At 53.0% G+C, this 17546-nt stretch carries 19 protein-coding genes, 1 tRNA gene and 4 pseudogenes; 8 read left to right on the top strand and 16 right to left on the bottom strand.

What is annotated here, in order from left to right; genetic code table 11:
- Position 1: 1 nt before the first annotated feature.
- The gene (gene nhaR, locus RX972_RS05205) at positions 2–904 is read right to left on the bottom strand and encodes a transcriptional activator NhaR (RefSeq protein ID WP_027899073.1); all 903 of its coding nucleotides are present in this window, start codon (positions 902–904) and stop codon (positions 2–4) included.
- Positions 905–1034: 130 nt separating this feature from the next.
- Here nhaR and RX972_RS05200 point away from each other — a divergent pair, with 130 nt between their 5' ends.
- Both RX972_RS05200 and RX972_RS05195 read left to right on the top strand, forming a co-directional pair.
- Positions 1035–1271, top strand: a complete 237-nt coding sequence (locus RX972_RS05200; protein WP_027899074.1) for a hypothetical protein — start codon at positions 1035–1037, stop codon at positions 1269–1271.
- 32 nt (positions 1272–1303) lie between these two features.
- Positions 1304–2065, top strand: coding sequence for a TerC family protein (locus RX972_RS05195; RefSeq protein WP_027899075.1), 762 nt, complete (start codon positions 1304–1306; stop codon positions 2063–2065).
- Between the two features lie 78 nt (positions 2066–2143).
- Here RX972_RS05195 and RX972_RS05190 read toward each other — a convergent pair whose 3' ends face one another.
- Positions 2144–2326 carry a hypothetical protein gene (locus RX972_RS05190; protein WP_122394724.1) on the bottom strand — a complete coding sequence of 61 codons (183 nt, stop codon included), beginning with the start codon at positions 2324–2326 and terminating at the stop codon, positions 2144–2146.
- Between the two features lie 221 nt (positions 2327–2547).
- On the opposite strand from RX972_RS05190, the gene RX972_RS05185 reads away from it, so the two are divergent.
- Complete coding sequence (locus tag RX972_RS05185) at positions 2548–3234, top strand: peptidase C39 family protein (protein WP_231671009.1); 687 nt, start codon at positions 2548–2550, stop codon at positions 3232–3234.
- 39 nt (positions 3235–3273) lie between these two features.
- On the opposite strand, the gene RX972_RS05180 is transcribed toward RX972_RS05185, so the two are convergent.
- Positions 3274–4557, bottom strand: a complete 1284-nt coding sequence (locus tag RX972_RS05180; RefSeq protein ID WP_316873103.1) for an FAD-binding oxidoreductase — start codon at positions 4555–4557, stop codon at positions 3274–3276.
- Between the two features lie 187 nt (positions 4558–4744).
- Here RX972_RS05180 and RX972_RS05175 point away from each other — a divergent pair.
- Positions 4745–4821: transfer RNA gene (locus RX972_RS05175), tRNA-Val, on the top strand.
- Positions 4822–5579: 758 nt separating this feature from the next.
- Here RX972_RS05175 and RX972_RS05170 read toward each other — a convergent pair.
- From RX972_RS05170 to RX972_RS05160, 3 genes and pseudogenes are all read right to left on the bottom strand, one after another.
- Positions 5580–5708 (bottom strand): annotated as a pseudogene (locus RX972_RS05170) (transposase domain-containing protein); the annotation flags it as partial.
- Complete coding sequence (locus tag RX972_RS05165; RefSeq protein WP_316873102.1) at positions 5704–5925, bottom strand: hypothetical protein; 222 nt, start codon at positions 5923–5925, stop codon at positions 5704–5706. The pseudogene RX972_RS05170 and the gene RX972_RS05165, both read right to left, overlap by 5 nt.
- A gap of 48 nt (positions 5926–5973) precedes the next feature.
- Positions 5974–6330 (bottom strand): helix-turn-helix domain-containing protein, encoded by a 357-nt coding sequence (locus RX972_RS05160; RefSeq protein WP_316873100.1) that lies wholly within the window; start codon positions 6328–6330, stop codon positions 5974–5976.
- Between the two features lie 316 nt (positions 6331–6646).
- Here RX972_RS05160 and RX972_RS05155 point away from each other — a divergent pair, with 316 nt between their 5' ends.
- A complete protein-coding gene (locus RX972_RS05155) occupies positions 6647–7699 on the top strand; it encodes a hypothetical protein (protein ID WP_316873099.1) in 1053 nt (350 codons plus the stop codon).
- Positions 7700–7767: 68 nt separating this feature from the next.
- Here RX972_RS05155 and RX972_RS05150 read toward each other — a convergent pair.
- A pseudogene (locus RX972_RS05150) lies at positions 7768–7982 on the bottom strand (sel1 repeat family protein); the annotation flags it as partial.
- A gap of 525 nt (positions 7983–8507) precedes the next feature.
- Between RX972_RS05150 and RX972_RS05145 the strand changes: the two are divergent.
- On the top strand, positions 8508–8726 hold the full coding sequence (locus tag RX972_RS05145; protein WP_027899079.1) for a hypothetical protein: 219 nt from the start codon (positions 8508–8510) through the stop codon (positions 8724–8726).
- 215 nt (positions 8727–8941) lie between these two features.
- On the opposite strand, the gene RX972_RS05140 is transcribed toward RX972_RS05145, so the two are convergent.
- Positions 8942–10477 (bottom strand): hypothetical protein, encoded by a 1536-nt coding sequence (locus RX972_RS05140; protein WP_316873098.1) that lies wholly within the window; start codon positions 10475–10477, stop codon positions 8942–8944.
- A gap of 193 nt (positions 10478–10670) precedes the next feature.
- On the opposite strand from RX972_RS05140, the gene RX972_RS05135 reads away from it, so the two are divergent.
- On the top strand, positions 10671–10910 hold the full coding sequence (locus tag RX972_RS05135; protein ID WP_231674664.1) for a hypothetical protein: 240 nt from the start codon (positions 10671–10673) through the stop codon (positions 10908–10910).
- Between the two features lie 251 nt (positions 10911–11161).
- Here the strand turns inward: RX972_RS05135 and RX972_RS29425 are convergent.
- From RX972_RS29425 to RX972_RS05105, 7 genes and pseudogenes are all read right to left on the bottom strand, one after another.
- Positions 11162–11761 (bottom strand): annotated as a pseudogene (locus RX972_RS29425) (methyl-accepting chemotaxis protein); the annotation flags it as partial.
- Between the two features lie 99 nt (positions 11762–11860).
- A pseudogene (locus RX972_RS29420) lies at positions 11861–12802 on the bottom strand (methyl-accepting chemotaxis protein); the annotation flags it as partial.
- A 551-nt stretch (positions 12803–13353) separates the two neighbouring features.
- Positions 13354–13593, bottom strand: a complete 240-nt coding sequence (locus RX972_RS05125; RefSeq protein ID WP_099268806.1) for a hypothetical protein — start codon at positions 13591–13593, stop codon at positions 13354–13356.
- Between the two features lie 117 nt (positions 13594–13710).
- Positions 13711–13908 (bottom strand): hypothetical protein, encoded by a 198-nt coding sequence (locus tag RX972_RS05120; protein ID WP_099268807.1) that lies wholly within the window; start codon positions 13906–13908, stop codon positions 13711–13713.
- 256 nt (positions 13909–14164) lie between these two features.
- Positions 14165–14413, bottom strand: coding sequence for a PLD nuclease N-terminal domain-containing protein (locus RX972_RS05115; protein WP_231674661.1), 249 nt, complete (start codon positions 14411–14413; stop codon positions 14165–14167).
- A gap of 102 nt (positions 14414–14515) precedes the next feature.
- Entirely contained in the window at positions 14516–14890 is a 375-nt protein-coding gene (locus tag RX972_RS05110; protein ID WP_316873093.1) for a hypothetical protein, read from the bottom strand.
- A gap of 410 nt (positions 14891–15300) precedes the next feature.
- Complete coding sequence (locus tag RX972_RS05105) at positions 15301–16143, bottom strand: hypothetical protein (protein WP_122394711.1); 843 nt, start codon at positions 16141–16143, stop codon at positions 15301–15303.
- A 263-nt stretch (positions 16144–16406) separates the two neighbouring features.
- On the opposite strand from RX972_RS05105, the gene gvpU reads away from it, so the two are divergent.
- The gene (gene gvpU, locus RX972_RS05100; RefSeq protein ID WP_099268809.1) at positions 16407–16874 is read left to right on the top strand and encodes a gas vesicle accessory protein GvpU; all 468 of its coding nucleotides are present in this window, start codon (positions 16407–16409) and stop codon (positions 16872–16874) included.
- Positions 16875–16987: 113 nt separating this feature from the next.
- Here gvpU and RX972_RS05095 read toward each other — a convergent pair whose 3' ends face one another.
- Positions 16988–17353 carry an NUDIX hydrolase gene (locus RX972_RS05095; RefSeq protein WP_099268963.1) on the bottom strand — a complete coding sequence of 122 codons (366 nt, stop codon included), beginning with the start codon at positions 17351–17353 and terminating at the stop codon, positions 16988–16990.
- Positions 17354–17546: the final 193 nt, after the last annotated feature.

Below are 17546 nucleotides of genomic sequence, written 5' to 3'. Positions count from 1 at the left end.
CCTAGACCGCGTCGGTGAACAGCTTCTGTCGGGCGCCCTCGGTAATCGCAACGATGCCGGGGTGCTTGACCTTTCGCTCCACCGAAATGGCATAAAACGACTCGGTCACGGCATCTGTCTGGCCGAGTAGCTGCACGCCATACTGCGCCTGCACTTCATCGGCAATGACGCTCGGGGCGACGAATATCCCGCTGCCGGATTTGCCGAAGGCTTTCATCAGTGCGCTGTCGTCGAATTCTCCAACTATTCTCGGCTGAACCTTCAACTCAGCAAACCAGCGCATGAGTCGACTGCGCACTACGGTTTCCTGCCCGGGAATCAGCAGCGGTGCCCCCTGCATGCCAAAGGGGAAGTCTTGCCCATAGCGCTCAAAAAGCTCCTCAGTGGCGAAAAAGCTGATCCCGCATTCGCCCAGCTTCTGGCTGTAGCCTTTGATGTCCAGATGAGGAGGCATCGGACTGTCAGAGATCACCAGGTCCAGTCGCTGAATCGCCAGGTCTGCCAACAACCGCTCTAGTTTGTCTTCCCGGCAGGTGATGCGCATCGGTTCGCTCAGCTCCATGGTCGGTGCGATCAGCCGGTACACGATGGACTTTGGTACCACGTCGGCGACGCCAACGCGGAACAATATCTGCGGCTCATCCGGCTGCGCTCGCAAGATAGACTCCAGCTCGTTACCAAGCTGAAACATCTGTTCGGCATAGGGTAGGGTGAGGCGACCGGCTTCGGTGAGCTCCAGCTGTCGACCTACACGCTGAAACAGGTCAACGCCCAAGGACTGTTCCAGCAGGCTGATCTGACCGCTGATAGTCTGGGCCGTCAGGTTTAACTGGTCGCAGGCGCGCACGATGCTGCCGGTTTTAGCGACCACCCAGAAATAATGCAGCTGTCGGTAGTTGAGCATTGAAATTTCTCAGTTCGGTATTGCCGAAGTATACCGCTTAAAAATACGAATTTTCCTGATGGTTCGATCTCTCTAGAATGCTGGCCTATCGCCGGAGCAGTAAAAACCGGTTAAATTTTCGAGGCTTCAGATGATTAAACCTCTCTATGCTGCATTACTGGCTGTACCGTTGTTAGTGTTGGCGGGCTGTGACCAGATTGAAAGTTCCAGTAAACAACTGCTGAACACTGCAACTGATTCAGCCAAACAGGCCATCGACGATACTCACAAAGCCGCAACAAAAGCTCTGGATGATGCCAAGCAGGACTTGTCCATGGCTGAGCCCAAGGCAGAGCAGAAAGACGAAGAAAGCAAGAAAGAAATCTGACCTTTATCACTGACTGAATCAGGGCAATACATATGGAATACCTGTTAGAACTCGCTTCAAGCCCCGCTGCATGGATTGCCTTGGCCACTCTGGTTGTCATGGAAGTCGTACTGGGCATCGATAACCTGATTTTCATCTCTATCCTGACCAACAAGCTACCGGCCCATCAGCAACTGAAGGCACGACGCCTGGGTATCGGTATGGCGCTGTTCCTGCGGTTGGGCTTGCTCAGCACCGTCGCGTGGATTGTGCAGCTCACCGAGCCGGTGATTGAAATTCTGGGGCAGGTGTTCTCCTGGAAAGACATGATCCTGATTGCAGGTGGTCTGTTTCTGGTCTGGAAAGCCACGACCGAGATTCACCATAGCGTCGATATCAAGACTGAAGAAGAAAAGAAGCTGGACACCACTATTACCCTCAGCATGGGGGCCGCGATCAGTCAGATTCTGATCCTGGACCTGGTGTTCTCCATCGACAGTATCATCACCGCTGTCGGCATGACCGAACACTTGCCGATCATGATTATCGCTGTGGTATCCGCCGTGATCGTGATGTTGGTGGCCGCTGAGCCTTTGGCCAAGTTCATCAATGACAACCCGAGCGTCGTGATGCTGGCGCTGGGCTTCCTGATCATGATCGGTATGACGTTGATCGCAGAAGGCTTCGGTGCTCACGTACCTAAAGGCTACATCTACGCGGCCATGGCGTTCTCTGCCTTTATCGAGATCCTGAACATGATGTCCCGCAAGTCGAAGCTCAAGAAAGAGGCGGCTGCACAGGCATCCAAAGCCTGATCGCTGACGGCGATGCCTGATAGCTGAAAAACAAACGGCCGGTATGAAGACTATTCATACCGGCCGTTTTTTGCATGCTCAGTGGGCCGGTGCGTGTGGGCGGCCCTTGATCGACTTCAGCGGTTTCGTTAAAACGGCTGGTGCGGTCGGCGCGCTGCGTTGATGGTGACGACGGGCAATCCTCATCACACCCCATAGCATGGCAGTGGCCACGGCCAGCCATGCGGAGATCAGCATCACGATTGTCATTTCCAGGCTCATACGTCCTCCACGGACCCTGCTTTTTCATCTACGGTCCTGATAATCGACAGTCTAGTCCGCGGCATGTTTCCGTTAGTTGACCAGTGGTCGAACTTAATGACTAATTTGATCTATGCACGCCTTTGCATTGTGCATCGAGGCTATACCCCGACCCCGGCGCGTCCTATTATCTTGTCCGAGCCGGACCGTGGGTTGTCCGGCGCTTGTTGAAGTGAGTGAAAATGTCGCCGGTTTCTCTTTTTTTTCGTACAGCTGGCCTTAAGCGTCTCGGAATACTCGTTGCCGTTGTATTGACTCTTGGCGGTTGTGCTTCGGCTTTAGCGCCTGAAATCAAACGCCTGCCGGATCGCGTAGAACTCAATAATGTGCCGTTCTTCCGCGGTAATGCCTATCAAAGTGGGCCCGGTGCGCTGGCGAGCATGTTGTCCTATCAACGCGTGCAGATAACCCCTGGGTTACTGGATAAATCGTTGCAGTTGCCCGGTGGCGAAGCCGGACTTGAGCAGAACATGCAGCAAGTCGCGCGACAGTACGGCTTTCTGGTTTACCCGCTGGACTCGGGTCTTGCGTCGTTACTGACTCAGGTGTCAGCCGGCTACCCGGTCATGGTGCGTTTCGCAGAAGGCGCGGTGTTTACCGAGCCCCGTTACGGCGTGCTGGTGGGCTACAACCGGATCAAGCAGACCGTCCTGCTCCACGCGGGCATGAATCGACACTTGCTGATGAGTTTCAGCAGTTTTACGTCGGCTTGGGAAAAGGCGGGCAGTTGGGCTGTGCTGATTCAAAGTCCGCGTCAATTGCCCGCCAATCTGGATGAGCAACGCTGGTCGAAGGCAGCCAATGATCTGGCCCAGGCGGGGCAGGAGCAAGCGGCTGGTGAAGCGCTGAAGACGCTCAAAGCCCGTTGAGTCCGCAGGGCGGCGCCTCGTCTGGCGCCGCCCTTGCAATCAAAAGCCGAATTTGTCTCTGAGGCTGTAGTACCAGGCACCCAATGCGGTGAGCGGCGTGCGCAGCAGTTGTCCGCCGGGGAAGGGGTAGTGCGGCAGTCCGGCAAAAGCGTCAAAACGCTCGGCCTGTCCACGTAAGGCCTCGGCGAGGACTTTGCCAGCGAGGTGGGTGTACGTCACACCGTGGCCGCTGCAGCCTTGAGAGTAATAGATGTTGTCACCCAAACGTCCTACCTGTGGCAGTCGCGACAGGGTCAGCAGAAAATTGCCTGTCCACGCGTAATCAATCTTCACATCCTTGAGCTGCGGGAATGCCTTGAGCATTTTCGGACGAATGATTGCTTCGATGTTCGCCGGATCGCGCGCGCCATATACCACGCCGCCGCCGAAGATCAGGCGTTTGTCCGCAGACAGTCGGTAGTAGTCCAGCAAGTAGTTGCAGTCTTCGACGCAGTAATCCTGAGGTAGCAGCGTTCTGGCCAGCTCTTCATTCAGTGGCTCGGTGGTAATCACCTGAGTGCCGCAAGGCATCGACTTGGCGGCCAACTCCGGCACCAGATTGCCCAGATAGGCATTCCCCGCGACGATCACAAAGCGTGCTTTGACCCTGCCTGATTCCGTATGAACAACCGGATTGGCGCCACGATCAATTCGTACGGCAGCAGACTGTTCGTAGATAACGCCACCCAGCGATTCCACGGCAGCCGCTTCGCCCAATGCCAGATTAAGCGGGTGAATATGGCCGCCGGTCATGTCGAGCATGCCGCCAATGTACTGATCAGAAGCAACCACTTCGCCCATACGACGCTTGTCCAGCAACTCAAGCTGGGTGTGACCATAGCGTTCCCATAGACGTTTCTGGGCTTCCAGATGACCCATCTGCTTGTCGGTGATGGCGGCAAATACTCCGCCGTCCTTCAGGTCGCACTGGATATGATATTTAGCGATACGCTCGCGGATGATTGCACCGCCCTCGAACGCCATTTGCCCAAGCAACTGGGCCTGCCGAGGGTCGACAGTGCGTTCAATGACATCAATATCGCGGCTATAGCTGTTGACGATCTGCCCGCCATTACGGCCTGAAGCCCCAAAGCCGACTTTCGCGGCTTCCAGTACCGTCACCTTAAAGCCGTGCTCAAGCAGAAACAGGGCGCTGGACAGGCCTGTATAGCCTGCACCAATGATACAAACGTCAGTTTCCACATCACCCTGCAACTGCGGGCGTTCCGGAACTGGATTCGCCGAAGCCGCGTAATAGGACTGCGGATAAGGAGTGTTCGCCATCCTACAACCTCCGTTTAATATTTTTTACGAATGTCCCGATCCTACCCGAGATCAAATATCTCCACCAGCCAGCGGCCAAACAAAGAAGGGAAAACAGGGAAGGAAAAAAAATTCGCATATTCATGGAGTTAGCGCGAAAAAAGGTGTTGACACACATTTGAATATCCGTAGAATGCCGACCCACAGCAGGCGCGTAGCTCAGTTGGTTAGAGCACCACCTTGACATGGTGGGGGTCGCTGGTTCGAGTCCAGTCGCGCCTACCAAACAAAATCCGGTACTGCTGCCGGTCTAGAAGGGTCTACAGAGATGTAGACCCTTTTTTGTTGCCCGTTTCAAAAATGGATTTGCAAAACTTTTGCAAAACCCCCACTCAGAATGCCAATTCGGCACCCACCTCGACGTACTCGATTTTCTTCTCGTCATGCCCCTCCTGATAATGTCGCGTCATCTTCTCGTCCGCATGCCCCAGCAGTGCCTGAATGTACTCTTGCGGAATTTCTGCTGCTCGTATAGCCAGGCACCCAAAGCGCGGATTTCGTGAAAAGTGGGGCGCTCACCACCTGCGATATGGTCGTATGCGTGCGCTGCGTCCCTGGCCTTGCTGAATTCCTTGGTCAGGTAGTCAGGCGTCACCGACGTCCAGTGGTGCTTTGCTTCAAACTGCTCGCGCCTGCGGGAACGTGGCTTGTAGTGGATCAGGTAAGGCGAAGCTATCGGTGAACGTAAACATTCCCCGAATGGACTTTCGGAAGTCAACGGGCTTGGGGTACAGATACACTTTTTCGACTTTGGCATCGGGTCGCATCATGGCGAGCTGGCTCCTGAGGAAATAGGGAGCAAAGCATCAGGGGTCAGAGGGCGGCTTTGAATGTGGGCTTCATGGAGTGCTTACAATTGACGGGCAAGGGCGATTATTTCGGAATACACACGATGTGACAGCCGAACAGCTATGACAGAGACTTCAGGTGGTTATTCTGTAAGCGCTCCATGAACCCCACCTAGCCAAAGATGGGCGCCGCGTTTACGAATGCAATTGAGGCGTGCAGTTCCACGGCAGCAACGCTTCGTGATCTTCAACCGACGTCGCCAGTGGCAGCCGTTCTAATGCGTGGAGCAGCCATGCATAGGGCTCTTGGCCGTTGGCTTTAGCCATATCGGCCTTTGTGCTGGTCGAAGATTGAGCAAATTCTGGTCTTCAGTACCGCGTATTTATCAATGGATTGCTGCACTTTTTGTTGATAGTAAAACGTGCTTCGGGCCAGGCCCGCCACTTTCAGAAGGCGTTCCAGAGGGTGCTCCCGCTTCAGTTCGATCACGATTTTGCTTTTTTCGCTGCGCTGCGCGTTACTTCGCTTGAACCACGGCATCGAGCTTTTTTAAATAAGCGATCTCCATCCGCAACTCGTTTAACTCACTCAGCGAATCATCTCGCGTACGGCTTCGTCACCCGAAGATTCAAGCGGAATGGATGGCACGGTGTTAGTCATTTTTTTATGAAGTCCGCTTCCTGGCTGCCCGGACAAGGCCTCCAAACCGCCTTCATCATACCGACGTTTGCACTGGCCAAGAATATCGAATCTCGGGATATTAAACAGGGCAGCGGCTTGGCGATAAGACAGTTTGTCCTCGCGCATGCGTTGCAAAACACTCAACTTGAACGCAGCGCTGTTATGGATCTTCTTCTTAGCCGTGATGCACGTGATACCTAGCGTCTGGTAACCCAAAACCCATTGGCGAAGCGATGAAAAATTTACGTTATGACGACGCGCCACATCTCTCAGCCCCCCGTTGTCGGAGCAATAGTCCTATACTGCCGCGAGCTTCGCTGCTCTGTGTATTTTCTCATACCCCCCCTTATGTTGATGTCCAACATTTGGGGGCAGATCAATTTAAGTGCACACCATGTCTGGGCTTTGCGGTGCTGAGTAGATGACTTGGCCGGATGGTTACGCTCAATGCATCATAAACTCTTTCCATACCTCAGTGCGTGCTAAACTTTGCTCTTGCAATTGCCTATATTTCCGTTAAGGAGTGTGAATTTATCCTTCCCGCGTGAGAGTGTGTTATATGAGAGTGTGGACGGTATTAATGCTTGTGGTTTTTTCAGGTGAGCTTTCAGCAATGGACTTGTCGAGCTCGCTGGAGGACTTCAATCATATGCCACCTTGGAACCAGACCATCCATAGTGATGATCCTGATTTGACCAGTCGCTTCACAGGCAAAAAGTTCATCTGTACTAAGGTCGAAGATCATACTCCGCAAGAAAACGAGATGGCTGCTCGTGCCTTTGATGAATTCATGACGTACTCCCTGATCGGGGAGAAGGACGAGAATTTCTGGTCAGAGACTGCTCATCGTCAGCTCCGGGTAAAGTTGCTCGAAGCCGCTGTCAAGGCGGGCAGTTGGCGGGGTGAGTATGTCGATGCCCTTTGGTCATCAAAGTTTGAAAGAAAGCCTGAAGTGCTTGCGGAACTCTCCGAACGGGTGCGCCATTTGGCAGCCACGGTACCCATGGCCATGTATCGATACGGTAAGTCTCTCTGGCCTTACCAGAACAGCGACATGTACTACCTTATGGATGCGGCGATTGACCGGGGCAGTCCTCATGCAATGACCTACGTGAGCGGTAACATTCTCGTTCGCTCCAATGAGTTGCGTCCGCTCGCAAAGGCTATGCTGGAGTGTGCTGCCAGCCAAGGGTATACAGAAGCTTATGATGGGCTTGGGACGTTGGCGGATATGGAGGGCCGCCGACTGGATGCTTATCGTTTATGGGCAAAAGGCGTCAATGAAGGATGCGAAAAATGTATTGCGAAAATGGAAATGCTCAAGCTAGCACGCGCCAATACTCCTGCGAAGCTAGAGGCTAAGAGGCAGTTGCTTGAAAAATTACAGTTGGCGGATCCGTCCAGTGCTGAAAAGTATAGAGAGGAATTGCAGTATCTAAATTTTCAGGATATTCAGATGCAAATTCCAGAACTTGAGCAACTGAAAAAATTCTATTCAGATAATTTTCTATATCAAGTAACTGAGCTTCCCGAGTCGAGGCTGCGTCCTTCAGGTGATCTGATTTTTTATCCGAGCGACGCTGAGTTGCTATTGTTATTGCAGGTGGAAGCAGGGCTCGTTGGCGAGCGCTAACACGCCTTGACGATGGTTTTCAAGGCGCTTGACCCAGCAGACGCACATCCAACGGTTGTCACAACATGGGCGTCTGCACTGCCTTCATCCGCTGCTTTGCGGAAGTACGCTGAGATATGCTTTCATCCTGCTGCAGCCCAGCCGCACCGTGTTCAAGGTAGGCTGCGATGATTTAGCAACCCGCCGCCACCTTTGCATCGATAAGTTGCTGGCTGAGGCGCAATCGCTGGTCACCACTCAGCTTGAACTGACCACGCATGGCACCGTTCTGTAGGTTGATGTTGGTTATTCTGAAATCTGACGGCGGAGCTCGTCGCCTTCCTGCCTGAGATAGTCGTTTTGGGCGGAAATGCGCTGAAGGGTGTTGATCTTTGCCCAATCCTCTCCCGCTTGGCGGAGGCAATCGGATATATTCGCGTATTCGCTGCGTTCAACTGTACCCGCAACGTATCTCGTTCGCGGGAAACCTCGGCGTGCATCTCAACAAGTGTTGCGACGTGCTCTCTGCTGAGATCAAGCATGCGCTGGACCTCGGCGATCTGACCACAAAGCATGTAGGACTGATGTATCCAGCTCTTCAAGATAGTGCTCAGCCATTTTCTCAGTTGCTTAATAGCAGTTGGGCGTCTTTTTTCGTAGGCATAACGAATCCTCGCTCGTCGATCGCCGGCAGGCTGTGAACACCTTAGTGGGACAGTGGGCGCGCTTAACATCTCGAGCCGGATTTATATTTTTACCGTTCGTCAGAACCCCTGCACTATCAAGGAGATGGCTAGTCGATTGAAAGCCAATAATTAAAAGGGATTTTATGAACGCCAATTATTTCGATACGACCAACGCACATGACTTGGTTTGCGAGCTCGACAAAGCCACTGAAATAATGATGGCTCTGCACGTCGGGCAGGTTGGTGGTGAGCAGTGGAGGGATGCATGCTCGCGTCAGCAGAGCGCTTTTCGGGTATGGCGTGAATATCTCTACCGGAAGGCTGAAGAGAAGCCGCCAGCGCGGTTGCTTAGCATAGGCTGAGGTCGTTGATGGACGCACTGTCATAGTGCTCGCCAGGCTGACATGGCATCATCGTTTTGAGCTCGACGACCGAGAACCATGGACTGGAATTCCAGGCATCGACGCTCTTTATCGAATCCCACAATTCCTCGAAAGCTTTGGCTGCAGACTTTTTACAGACTTACCTTCGTCTGAACCCGCCATATGGCCGGCACATCCCCATCTGAGCTAGAGCCTCAAAAATCACGCAACTCGTCAAACAAGTCCAGTAGGCCGTCCATGTCGACCAGCGCCCCATGCTCGCCCATTTGCACCACCAGTGCGTTCAGGCACCCTGCCAGTGCTTCATGGATCTCTTCGCATTCGATCGTGCCTATGACGCTGCCGCGCTGGTCGATCTGGTTGAAGGTCGCTACATAGGCGGTGACCATGTCGGACAAGGCGAGCTGCACGGCATCGGCTATCATGCTGGCGTTGACGCTGCGCGTGGCGGAGAGCAACGCTTTGTAGGCGGTGGTCGCCTTTTTTGCCTTGGCGGGAGTAATCTCCTCGCGGCCATCCCAGTCACGAAACGGGTTGTCCAGGTTTTCGGCCAGCCATTCGCTCTTGCGCGGCTGGGTCACCGAAAGGTCCAGGCCCAGCGCAGCGGCTTGTTTATAGCCCTTCTTGACGGTCTGCGCCACGTCGAACGGCACACTGCTGAGCCACAAGGTCGACAGGCGAGGCAGTTGCTGCGGCGCCGGAAACTGTTCTGCCGTGTAGCCAAACAGGTCGTGCAAACTCAGCATTTGCAACTGCGCCAGCGCAGCGATGGCAGACAGGTTTGACACTATGCCCGGCTTGCCTCTCAGATCCAGAAACCACAGATCAGGGAAACGCGCTACCACCGTCTCCAGGTCGATCTCCTTGGCCGCATAGAGCGTGAGGCCGCCCAGATGATCGAGGCCGCCGAAGGGTTTCACGTCGCCCTTACAGGTCAGATACAACGCGCGTCCTTCGTCGCTGCAGTGCAGTTGCAACTGTGGCGATGGCTCGCCACGCAGTATCAGATGCATCAAATCGTCATTAAGGTGCACCTTGCTCACGCCGGTCACATCAATGCTCAGGCGTCTCATGCGGCTGTCGCGCAGATCAAGCTCCGTCACCTGCGGCGAACGCCACAGCAGCTCAGTGATAAAGGGATGCTGATTCACATAGTCGAGCAGGGCCTGTGAACCATGCTCAGTGTGAATTTTGGTCAGGCATGGCAGTTGATCGAGTTCAGCAAGATCAGTGACTGACTGCAAGACGTTGTCTTCGATGCGATTAGTATCCTGACGCAGCACATGACCGCCAATCGTCACCTCGACGTCGCCTGAAGCAGCCTTGAAACGCTGGCGCCGGGCGACATCGATTTGCTCCCATTGCTGCTGGTGGTACACGGTTTCGCCGGTATTCCAGTGGCCATACGTGGTGGTGTCGTCAAGCACCAGCGGCGCGATATTGCCCACCAAGGTGTAAGCGGCGGGCACCTCGGCGATGACATAAACGTGTTCATGCTTGTCACGCCGAAAGAAGAAATCGACCAACAGCGGGTGCATGGCCGCCAGGTCGCTCGCCTGCGGCAAGGCGTCGCCACTCCAGTCCAGCTCAAGCACAGCCGCCATCTGCTGGCCCTTGCGCTCGATGTTCTCTTTGAGCGCTGTCACCTGACAGGCAACATACTTCCGCAGTTTTGGCGAATAAACGCTATAGATATCTCCAATGCCTGGCGCCACAGACTGTCCTTTCAAAGTTCACCTCATGTCGGTAGGACCGTAATCTAGCATGAGGGCAGGCTTCAGGCCTTGCAGGCCTCTCAATAGATGGGTGCTGGATCGGTCCCTTAAGGGCGACGAATGGTTACCGCTGGTCAGGCCTTTATGGCGAATTGGAATAAAGCAGCAATGACGGGGTCACATCTATCCCTTAGTAACGAGCAAAAATATGCTTGCCTCAGAGATGGACTCAGAAGACAGCGAGTACCTGTTGAATGAGCTTAACCAGGCTACAGAGGAGCTGATGTCGATGAACAGTGCTGTGTTTGGGGGCGAGCAGTGGCAAACAGCGCATCGTCGCCAGCAATCTGCATTTGCAAACTGGCTCCTCTACATCAGAAAAGATCCTGTATTTCAGAGCAGATCAAAAACATTGCTGCTTGATGCAGGGCAGGCATCCAAGGGCTAACAGGCTACTGACGGCATCTCCTGCCTGCCAGGATGGCGCGTGCCATCGTTGCGCAGGGCAGGGTGGGCGCTCTCTGGATGAGGTGATGGCTTCTTCACTCTTCGCGCCCACAACAGACTGGCCGTTGGGGTGCCCAGATCGAAACTGATCCTCGAATTGCCTGACATAGATGCATTGATAGCGATCATGCACACAGCATGAGCTATTCAGAAGCGCGTATAAGATCTACGCGCATTCTGATCAGCTATTCTTCAGGTTTTAAATTTGTTAACCAGCACGCCAAATGAGGCGGCCAATCGAGACAGCTCGGCACTTGAAGCATTAGTTTGATGTGCGCCCGTTGCCGTTTGAGTGGAGATGTCTTGAATGTTAATCAAGTTCCGGTCAACTTCACGAGCTACATGAGCTTGTTCTTCAGCAGCACTGGCGATGACGAGATTCTTCTCGTTAATTATAGAAACACCTTCGGTGATTCTGTCTAACGCGTGGCCTGCTTCAATGGCTTGATCCCGGGTTTCTCCCGCAAGGCTTCTACTGTTATTCATAGCGATCACGGCCTCGTCCGCACCTACGCGCACTTGAGCCATCATCGCTTCGATATCTGCAGTCGATGCCTGAGTTCGGTGCGCAAGTGCACGTACTTCATCGGCGACCACCGCGAAGCCACGACCCTGCTCGCCAGCTCTGGCTGCTTCAATTGCGGCATTCAATGCCAAGAGGTTGGTTTGCTGAGCGATGGACTGAATGACCGCGAGAACCCCGGTTATCTCGTTGACTCTAGAGGCGAGTACCGTAACCTTTTCGGTCGATTGCGAAATCTGCTCTGCCATTGTATTAACCGATCCAACGGCACTCTTTACCTGGTCACGCCCTTGAATAGCACTGCGGCTGGTTTCTTCGGAGGACTCAGACGCCCCTGACGCATTGCGCGCGACTTCCTCTACCGCTGCCGTCATCTCGTTGACCGCCGTAGCGGCTTGCTGGATTTCGTCGTTTTGGCGTATCAGTGCTCTAGAGCTTTCTTCCGTAACTGCATTTAACTCTTCGGACGCAGAGGCAAGCTGATCAGCCGCATTCGCGATTTCTTTGATCGTACCTCTCAGATTGATTTGCATCGTGCTGAGCGCGGTTTGAAGGGTGCTAATCTCGTCCCTTCCGGTTACATCGATTTTTTGAGAAAGGTCGCCGTCAGCCACCTGTTTTGCGGTCCGTAGCGCTGTCGAAAGCGGCCGCGTGATGGAGCGTGTTACCAACAGTCCCAAAATGATTGCGGCAATAAATGCGACAACCACGCCTACCGCTAATGACCAGTAGGCGGTGCTTGAAGTTTTCGCTGCGTCTACCGCCACGTCGTCACTCTGGCGCTTATTGGAAGCGACCATTATCTTGAGCTCATCGTTTGCTTTTTTGTATTCAGGATCCACTTCTTGTTCGAATAGCCTCGTCGCGCCTTCAAGGTCTCCTTTCTCCGCTAACTCGATCACGTGAGAGGAGGCATTGATATACGCTGGCCAGGATTTTTCAAATTGGTCCCCTGCGACTCTTTCATCATCTTCCAGAGGCGTTTGCCGATATTTATTAAAAAGTTGCTCTACCTCTCTTTGGTTGTCTGCCAAGGATTTCAAAACATCGTCATATTTGGCCTGGTCTGCCTTTGCAAATTTAAACAGCAGTGCACGGTGTAAGTCGCGATAATGTGCTATCGCATTTGAGCGGGCGTTACTCGTGTTGTACACAGAGACAAGATTGTTGCTTACGATTCCATCTACGCTGTTCTTCAGCCCCGTGATTCCTGTGTAGCCAACCAAGCCAACACCTAGGGTGATAACTGCGCATGCTACAAACGCAGAAATCAGACGTGTTGAGAGCAGGGTACCGCGTAAAAGATTCATCGTATTGTGGCCTTCCTTGTTTTCCCTATCCGAACCAGAAGGGTAATGCGCTCTTTATCGGCCAGGGACTGTCGTTCCCGCAGTAGGTGGCGACAAGCGGTGTAGGCTGATACCAACCCAGGTCGCAAAGTGGTTCAGCGCTGTTGTCTTTATAGGGCTGTCAAGCTAATCACCTGATTCGGTCAGGTACTGCTCGCATTAGCGCTTGCCCTTGGCACATTCCTGGAGCTGCCTCGTTCAAGCTTTGCGATAGGGATAGGCAGCCATCGCCGGACGCGACGATCGTGGTGATACCTTTGATGTTAGCGCTGGCCGGTCCAGCGGGTGACCGCTTTGCTGTTACCGATTGCCTTACATCGCGGCCCGTCCAGGCGTAAACCAGGATATCTGCCGCAACGTGTGCTGCGAGCTCATGCCCCCGCGCAAGCTTCTGCGAATCGCTAAACCTGTCACATAATGCAGGCGGCCATGATTGAGTTTTTGGGTAAGGGGGGATTTGATGGGGGCCTGACGCGCTGCGCGCGTCAGACCTAAGCGCCACGCCGCGAGAACTATTGTCTTTTTGCGCTCGCTTCTGCGGCAAGGCACTCAAGAGCAAACTGTTCCGTGTACGTCATCTGAATTGGTGTGGTTTCTCCCTTGACGGTTCTTTCACCCTCAAGAATGTAGCGAATCCGCTTGTCCGTTACACCAATGCGTTTTGCGATCCAGGACGGGGTTTGTCCGATGCGTGAAATCAACTTGTCGGCGTATTCGGTGGAGGGGTTATAGAGTTCTGCATTGGGTGTCATGTGAGGTCCAGATATAGGTTAATACGTGCTGCATACAGCAAGTATGCAACACGATCAGCCGAAGCGTCCCGTTCGACGCCCTAAGGTCACCGACTGCAGTCATGCGCCTCCATCCGCTCAAATACTCATCGCATGCGCTGAGATGCTGTTATTTATTGCCGAAATGGTATGAGGCGGCACTTGCTGCGCTTTATCAGTCGCCGCTTCGCCAGCGGGTTGCGTCGGGGAGCACAGTGCCTTCAACATGGCCGACTCTGCATCCAGTGTTTTAATTGCTTTCGCATGGTTCGCTGCGATTTCACTGAGAGTTGACACGGTACGTCTCCTGGTTATATCCGGCGCATCGCTGCGTCCTTGAGCTTGAGTGAATGGTTTGTCGCGTCAACATTAAGTCTTTTCAGTGCCGCTACTAGCGTCTGTAGCAAACGCTACGCCAGTCAGCGGTCTCCTGTGCCGTCATGGGGGCTATAAATGCATCCGTCCATCGGATAACGGTGCGGTAGCAATCAAATGAATCTGGCAAGCGGTTGTGAGGCGACAAGCAGGTAAGTCCTTGACCGCTCTGGCTTGCTTAACCACGAGATTCCGAGCGGGCTGTCTTGGTCTTGGGTCCTGCGACCACCCAGGCGATCAGTCCCAAAACAGGAACGAACACCAGTGCCAGAATCCACAGGCATTTGCTCTCGCGGCTGCCTTCGCTTTTGACGATTCGCATCACTACCAGGAATTCGATCACGACCAGAATGGTTGCGAATACGATCCACAGCACCGGCATATTCATGATTGATGCTAATACGTTCCAGCTCTCTGAGTTACCCATCGTCATACACTCCCTTGGTCGTTACTGTTTAGTCACGACGACGCTGCAAGGGTTCAATCGACCTCAATCGTGGTGCTGCTATTAGCGCGTCGCGATCCTGGCTCAGAGATCGTTTTCCGGGTTATTCAGCGTCGCGGCTGCTGCATTGAACTGATCGAGTGAGTTTTTACGCCAGTTCTGCGGATCGCGCAGGTAGTGATTAAGCAGCCAGTGAATAGTTGCGGCCTGTTCGGCTTCAGTTCGCTCCGCGATCTCATGGCCCAGTTTGCGAAGCACTTGCGCTGTGGGTTGGCAGCCGAAGCCAGGCCTGCTCAGTATGAATTGCAGGTCGGTCGTAAACGGAAGCTCCGTGGCTTCACTGAGCAGCTCTCGGAGCTCCAGTTTCGCTTGTGAAATATCAATTGCTTCGAAATCAATGCTCACTGACAGGCGCTCAAGCAATGGCGCGGGAACGATTGCATACTTTTTCTTTTTCATTATTTCCCCCTCGCGACGTCAATCTGGTGAGTGCAGTCATAGTGCCATTGGTAAGTAGGGGCAGGGAAGTAGCTGTTAGTTAAGTGCTCGTCATACAAAGGCGCACTATCTATCCGTATGAATAGATTTAAATAAATTGCAATTCAGTTGCAGACAATTTGGTTTTATAAAAGGGAGGCATTCAGCTTTTGGCCGGGGATTAAGGGATTGGTCGCCATGATGAGTTAAGTTATTTCACAGCACGTGGCTAAGGTTGATGCACTCAAACCTTTATTCTCTTTCAGGGTTCGGCCACGCTTGATACATGACCGTGGATACGTAATATGGCAGGTGTCTAAGGGGAGGAGCCTGGAGAAGCAACGACGTTTCAGAACGCAAAGCGAGGCTCGAAATAGTGTGGTGCAGCCTTGCTAGCCAGTGACGAATTTGCCTTTCCAGAATATCTCGCGGCGGTCCTTGCGGCCAATTCTCTCGTGCTTGCTAAGCCCGTAAATGCTTTCAAAAGCTTCGCTGTCCACGGCTTTATACATTTCCAGTTCTTCAGCGACCAATTGGTCGTATCGTGCTTCGGTAATAAAGCGATAAATATCTCGCTGGTAGAAAAAGCCGAATTGGAACGCCAGGGTTTCACTGAAGTATTGAGAAGTTGTCGGGAAGCAATTTTCCAGGTCTATAGCCATCGGGATATCTTGCGGTGCCAGATTAACCATCACATTGTTGGCCCAGAAGTCCATATGAGTAATCTGTTTGTTGTGCAGCACGCGCAGCAGGCGGAAAGAAAGCTGGATAAAAGTTTCGATTTCCCCAGGGGTCGATTCGATCCACGTCATGCCGTTGATATGCTCGCTGAGCAACTCAGTGAATATAAAATATTCCTGTGTAATTCCGAGGGGCGATTTGCTGAAGCCGAAACCAGCAAGAGGAGCAATCGGTGCGCCGCGACGATGAGCTTCAGCCGTATTCAGCACTTCTTCCACCGGCCAATCATACATGCCATTACGCTTGGCCCGACCCAGGGTCACCCGGATTTTTGCCTTGAGGCTGTCGAGTGGCTGGGCTTTGGCAAAAAGTTCGTCTTCTACACCTTTGAGAGGAGCGCTTACTCGTTCAAGGCCCGCAGCTCGCCTGCCTTCAACCAGATGCCGCAGCGCATCACGCTTCGCATCCGAGGGCGCTTTGACTAGGAACAGCGTGGAATCAAGATGTTTGAAGGTGTGTGGAAACTGCTGATAAATCTCTTTGACCGCGGACATAAATCCTTCTTTATTCAGGCTAACTGCTATTCCATGCCGCATCTTAACAGTGGCGATAAGCTATATACAAACTGACTAATTCTAATTCGCGCGACGTCTGCGTGCAGATTTGTGCTGTGAAGCCATCAGGGTCGAGATGGCGGGTTCTTGGCAGTAGACAGTGATCGGAAGGTTATGGCCTGAACGGTCAAACCACAGGTTTCGTTTTTCACAAATCTGGGCTATAGCTAAAGCTCATTATCTTGTAAGGCAAGGAGCAGTCGATGTCGGAAGTAGAGCAGAGCCTCAAAGCCACGTCCCAGGACGTGAAATATGATGAGCTGATCGCGCATCTGAAGGATCAAGGCAAGCAAATCGACTGGTTATTGCAGTTTCTGGTCAAGTTTGTCGTCACCACACCTGTAGAAATTGGCATAACGCTATCTGTTGGCGGCAATCTCGTCTCGGGTCAGCTGATTTCGCACGACACGTACTTCAAGCAGCTTGCTGAGGATATGGCGGCGCCACTGGCTCAATTCGACGGCGGCGTTGACGAGTCTATGAAGCAGATTATTTTGTCCTTCACTCCCGGTGAGTCAGCGGACGAGACCACCGCATTTCATTTCATCCATTTGAAAGACTGCAAAACCTATTCGAGCGACCAGAGCCCTATTTGCTCAGAGGGCGTGCTGTGGCGTGGCAAGATTGCCTCGGTGGACGGTTTCACCATGGGACTGCTGGTCAGAACCTGAAGCGTCCATGCTTGATCAGGCCCTGGCACTTGCCGGGGTTTTTTAGCTCTGTAATCCACTGACCTGATAACGCTTCACACAACCGTGCCAACGCTGGCAAATAGGGGCGGGGGTTAAACCGCTTGTTTGGCAAACGATTTAACGATGGATTTGGTTGCCGCACTGGCATTAAGGTCGCTGACGTTTTTGACGTGCGACCATTTGCACTCGGCAATCTCATTCTGCGGCGCGGGTTTGGCCGATGATGAAAGTACAGCCATGAAGATGTAGTGCGTGACGTTATCTTTCTCGTACTCAGCCAGATAGACCAGATCGAGATTTTCCAGTCCTGTTTCTTCGTTCAGCTCACGAACTGCTGCCTGCTCTGGCGTCTCACCGACTTCAATTTTGCCGCCCGGCAGAGCCCATTTTGACTTTGGCTTGCGCACGTACAGTATCCTGCCGTCGCGTTTGCAAATCACTGTTGCCCGTTCTTTCATCATGTACTCACCTCGTATGTAATCGCCGCAAAACAGCAGGCGGACGCATTACTTCAAAATTGCGAAGGTGATTAAGATGTCTGATGCGGTAATCATAATGTCACAAAACCTTCATAAATATGACTTAAGCAGGATTGATGCCATTTCTGGCATCCCTTGCTTACTTGTTTCGGTATGAGCTGCAAAAAACTTG

This window comes from Pseudomonas syringae group sp. J309-1, assembly GCF_032582135.1.
Classification (GTDB): domain Bacteria; phylum Pseudomonadota; class Gammaproteobacteria; order Pseudomonadales; family Pseudomonadaceae; genus Aquipseudomonas; species Aquipseudomonas quasicaspiana.
Note: the sequence above shows the minus strand (reverse complement) of the source record. Positions and strands in the feature narration are given on the sequence as shown.